Origin of the sequence: Clavibacter lycopersici, from assembly GCF_003576405.1 — a bacterium.
In the GTDB taxonomy this organism is placed as follows: domain Bacteria; phylum Actinomycetota; class Actinomycetes; order Actinomycetales; family Microbacteriaceae; genus Clavibacter; species Clavibacter lycopersici.
Map to the genome: position 1 here is coordinate 1 of NZ_QWGT01000458.1, position 858 is coordinate 858.

Genomic DNA, 858 nt, shown 5'->3' on the forward strand with positions numbered 1-858 from the left:
GTCGGGGCCTGCGTCGGCGCGACCGTCGGCGTCGGCGTCGGGGCCTGCGTCGGCGCGACCGTCGGCGTCGGCGACGGGGCCTGCGTCGGCGCCACGGTGGGCTTCGGTGCGGGAGCCGTCGTCGGAGCCACCGTCGGCGTGGGCGTCGGAGCCGCCGTCGGCGTCGGCGTCGGAGCCGCGGTCGGCGTCGGCGTCGGCGTCGGAGCCGGGACCGTCATCCCGTCGCTCGTCGTGGACGTCGTCGCGTACCCGGTCTTCGTGCCGGTGACCGTCACGGCGAGCGCCGCTCCCTGGTCGGCCTCGGTGACCCGGTAGGTCGCGCCCGTCTGGCCGGCGATGAGCACGCCGTCGCGGGTCCAGGAGTACGAGAACGACGGCCACGGGCTCCAGGTGCCCGACCGTGCCATGAGCGTGAAGCCGACCCGGGGCGTGCCGGTGATCGTCGGCTGAGGCGCGGCCGTGAAGTCGGCGACGACGGGCGTCGGGACGGTCGCGGTCGGCGCGCTCGTCTGCGTGCTGGTGTCGTAGCCGGAGCGGCTGCCGGTGACGGCGACCGTGATGACGGATCCGGCGTCGGCGGCGCGCACGGTGTACGCGGTGCTCGTCTGCCCGCTCACGGGAACCCCGTCGACGAGCCAGGAGTTGGAGCTGGTCGTGGCGGCCGGGGTCCAGCGCGCGGTGGTGACGAGCAGGCGCTGGCCGATGACGGCCTTGCCGGTGATGACGGGCGCGGGCGTCGCGGTGAACGGCGCCGCGGCCGCGGTGGCCTGCAGCAGGCGCATCATCGACGCGGCGGACGGCTGGCCGTCGGTCGCGGCCGGCGTCACGACGCTCGTGGTCGGCGCGACGACGCGCGCG

Annotated in this window: 1 pseudogene; it reads right to left on the reverse strand. The window is 76.6% G+C overall.

What is annotated here, in order from left to right:
• Window positions 1-858: pseudogene (locus DZG00_RS15925) on the reverse strand (sialate O-acetylesterase); the annotation flags it as partial.